Below are 3,664 nucleotides of genomic sequence, written 5' to 3'. Positions count from 1 at the left end.
TTTGGCAAAATCCGACTTTGCACAGAAACGATCTGTGGCGTCCCTTTCGGAGTTCTTATATTAACGTGAGTTCGACATAAGAAAGTTACTTTTTTCTTGCAAGAAAGGGATATTTTTAGTAACTTTATGGTCTGAAAATCAAATAATTATCTAAAAAATATCCCTTATGTTATCAAGTGACAAAATTACTGAAATTTTCTTTGTAATAGACGAATTTTGCAAGAATTTTAACAAAGTAGTATCCGCCCACACTATCAAGCAAGATAATGGAAAAAAGACGAGAAATCGTAAATCAATTCTTTCTGATAGTGAAGTAATGACGATGCTAATACTCTTTCATTCAGGAGGTTATAAAAACCTGAAGCATTTTTATATATACTATGTACAAAAACACATGAAAAAAGAGTTTCCTGAAACAATCGCCTATAATCGTTTTGTTGAACTACAAAAAAAGGTAGTTATGCACTTAGCTATATTCCTGAAAACCTGCTGTTTAGGAAAATGTACAGGGATATCATATATTGACTCAACGCCTTTAAGATCTTGTCATATTAAGAGAGAAAAACAACACAAAGTCTTTAAAGGAATTGCTCAAAAAGGTCAATGTTCTTTAGGATGGTTCTATGGTTTTAAGCTACATATAATCATTAATGATAGAGGTGAGATACTTGATTTTATAATAACACCTGGCAATGTTAATGATCGTAAACCATTGAATGATATGGATTTACATAAGAGAATCTTTGGTAAGCTTTATGGAGACAAAGGATATATCAGTAAAGATCTATTCGAAAAATTATTTGTTGATGGAGTGCATTTAATCACTAAAATCAAGAAAAATATGAAGAATAGTTTAATGCTTTTACAAGATAAAATTGCCCTCAGAAAACGAGCTCTGATAGAAACAGTAAATGATGAACTTAAAAACATTTGCCAAATAGAACATACAAGACATCGTTCCTTTGAAAATTTTACAACTAACTTATTATCAGGACTTATAGCTTATTCTTTCTTTGACAAAAAACCTTCTATTAACTTACAGGAGGATATTATTGACATGAAAAGACTTGCTGCTTAAGTCGAACTCACGTTAAGATAACGCCTTCTACATAACAACCTAAGGCTAACCATTCCCCAAAACCTTCCCTGAGAGCAGGAATAGGGGCTTATACAAGGAATTTTCGTCTCCTCAACGTTCTTGCCCTCTTGGGTAAAATGTTCTAAAAAACACCCCTTCACATACTCCGCTATCACGGTTCATATGCCCATAGCTCCCCAGCAACCTTCTCCCAAGGAGCGTAATAGCCTCCTCTGGCTGACACAAGCCCTGAGAACTATCCCTATTTATGAAAACTACAAGCTCGCACTAGTGACACCCAGCGCCGGCTTTATGGGAAATCCTATGGGCTCCAAGAGCGACTACGTATCGATAGTCAATAAAATACTGAAAACTTTTTTTGTTTATTCCGTTTCTTTGTTGTACCTTTGCCCCCGCAAATGAGTCAGGAACTCATTATAGATTTTATAAAGACTTTAAAATAAAGAACCTCCTTATGAAAAAAACATTTATGTACGTATGCCTTGCCTTGCTTCCTTGGCTAGGGAAAGGGCAGACCGATACCGCTAAAGAGGGTCAAGAGCTGACCTTAAGCCAAGCTATTAGCTATGCCCTAGCCCAGAAAGCCGATGCCCAGAAAGCACAGCTGGACATTCGCAAGAGTGAGTACAAAATCCAAGAGGTACGCGCCAATGCCTTGCCGAACCTCTCTGCCACTGGTGCGGTAACCTATAATCCTAAGCTCCAAGCCACTTATATAGATGCCTCTACCTTTGCTATCCCTGGTATGCCGGGACCTCAGGGAGTACTGAAGATGGAGATGGGGCAGAAATGGTCCTCTGTAGCAGAAGCAAAGCTTACCCAAGTGCTCTTCAACCAGACTGTCTTCACAGGGCTCAAGGCGGCACGTACCACCCGTGAGTTCTATCAGCTGAACGCCTCCCTTACCGAGCAGGAGCTTATCGAGCGGGTAGCCAAAGCCTACTATCAGGTATTCCAGACCCGCGCAATCCTAGAGAACGTTACCCGTAACCTCACCCTTACCGAGCAGACGGCTCAGGTAGTGGCAGGACTCGAAAAAGCAGGTCTTGCCAAAAAAATAGACCTAGACCGTACCACCGTAGCCATTAACAACCTCAAAGCAGGGCAGACCCAAGCACGCAACGGCGTTGCCCTAGCAGAGAATGCCCTTAAGTACATCATTGGGATGCCTATAGAGACCCCTATCACCCTACCTAAGGAGGGATTTACCCCCGATTATTCCCTTGCTTTTGACCAAGGTACCCCCTCCAAGCGTATCGAGATACAGGTACTAGAGAAGCAGAAACAGCTCCTTGCCCTAGCCACCAAGGTACAGGAGGCAGGACGCTACCCCTCCCTTGCCCTACAGGGTACTTATGGCTACCTAGGAATGGGACCTAAGCTTCCCCTACTCTATGGAAAGCCCGATAAGGTATATTGGGCAGACTACTCCGCTATCACCCTTGCCTTGAATATCCCTATCTTCTCAGGAAGAGGCACCTCTGCCAAAATACAACAGGCACGCATAGAACAAGAAGCCCTTGACCTCACCTTCAAGGATACTGTCCTAGCCCTAGAACTGGCTTCCCAGAATGCACGCACCCAGCTAACGAACAATCTATTGACTATAGACTCCCAGAAGGAAAACGTGAAACTTGCCGAAGAGGTACTCCTCAATACCCAAAATAACTATCAGCAGGGCTTAGCCTCCCTTAACGACCTATTGGAGAGCGAACGCGCCCTTTCCGACGCTAAAAACGCTTATACCAACGCCCTCCTAGACTATAAGCTCGCCGAAATAGAGCTCCTCAAAGCACAAGGAAACCTTAGTAAGCTCAAATAAACTTCCCGCTAGCGTGTGAAGCCACACAGGCAATTATTTTTAAAATTACCTCGCTAGCGCAAGGTGTGAAGCCACACAGGCAATTATTTTTAAGACTTCCTCGCTAGCGCAAGGTGGGAGCTTGTGCTTAAGAAAATAAGGAGCTGGAAGCTCTAAGAATAGTAGGTACGAGCTGGAAGCTCGCACCAGCAGAAGGATTTTATAACATAGATACAGTAAAAACAGAATTTGTAAATAATTATTCTTATTTTTGCCCTAATTAAAATTTTTAAGCTTATGATGATAATCAACTTTATTTTCAAGAATTGGAGAGGTTTATTGATGACTATACTTGCCAGTTTCGCATGTAAAACTTGTGCTGGAGACTATATAGAAGGCTCAGATAAGGAAAAAGTTGCGGAATATGAGGCTTTGATAAAAGAAAATACTAAAACTACTGCTGTTTATGATAGTGTCTATACAGAGCATATAATGAAATTTGCGAAAGTACCCATAAAAACATACCGTATTAAATATAAATATGAAGTAAATGGTATAGAATATGAAGGCGAACAATCAACTTCAAAATTGCCAAAAAGCCCTGTGGTGGAAGTATATTATCTAAAAGACAATCCATCTGTCCATGATATAAATCCAGCATCATCATTGAAATACGAAAATGAGAAGGAAACAAGTAATACTGACCTTTATTTCGCCATATTCTGGGGTGTGCTGGCATTACTCCTTGCTATCGGGCTGTGGGT

Annotated in this window: 4 protein-coding genes; all 4 read left to right on the top strand. The window is 40.9% G+C overall.

Translation table 11 applies throughout. From position 1 onward, the window contains the following. The first annotated feature begins 166 nt into the window (after nt 1-166). A complete protein-coding gene (locus tag RYK20_RS10745) occupies nt 167-1,078 on the top strand; it encodes an IS982 family transposase (protein ID WP_314895421.1) in 912 nt (303 codons plus the stop codon). A gap of 183 nt (nt 1,079-1,261) precedes the next feature. Continuing rightward, nucleotides 1,262-1,501 carry a hypothetical protein gene (locus RYK20_RS10740; RefSeq protein WP_314895420.1) on the top strand — a complete coding sequence of 80 codons (240 nt, stop codon included), beginning with the start codon at nt 1,262-1,264 and terminating at the stop codon, nt 1,499-1,501. A 52-nt stretch (nt 1,502-1,553) separates the two neighbouring features. After that, entirely contained in the window at nt 1,554-2,921 is a 1,368-nt protein-coding gene (locus RYK20_RS10735; RefSeq protein WP_297978053.1) for a TolC family protein, read from the top strand. A 276-nt stretch (nt 2,922-3,197) separates the two neighbouring features. Continuing rightward, nucleotides 3,198-3,664 (top strand): hypothetical protein (locus RYK20_RS10730; protein WP_314895419.1); only part of this gene is annotated, 467 nt, incomplete at its 3' end.

The sequence above is a fragment of the uncultured Capnocytophaga sp. genome (assembly GCF_963525585.1).
GTDB lineage: Bacteria > Bacteroidota > Bacteroidia > Flavobacteriales > Flavobacteriaceae > Capnocytophaga.
This window is presented reverse-complemented; position numbering and strand designations above follow the sequence as displayed.

What these genes read in the sequence shown, in the direction of transcription:
- RYK20_RS10735 (WP_297978053.1), top strand. Translation starts at nt 1,554, where the DNA reads ATGAAAAAAACATTTATGTACGTATGCCTTGCCTTGCTTCCTTGGCTA.
- RYK20_RS10745 (WP_314895421.1), top strand. Translation starts at nt 167, where the DNA reads ATGTTATCAAGTGACAAAATTACTGAAATTTTCTTTGTAATAGACGAA.
- RYK20_RS10740 (WP_314895420.1), top strand. Translation starts at nt 1,262, where the DNA reads ATGCCCATAGCTCCCCAGCAACCTTCTCCCAAGGAGCGTAATAGCCTC.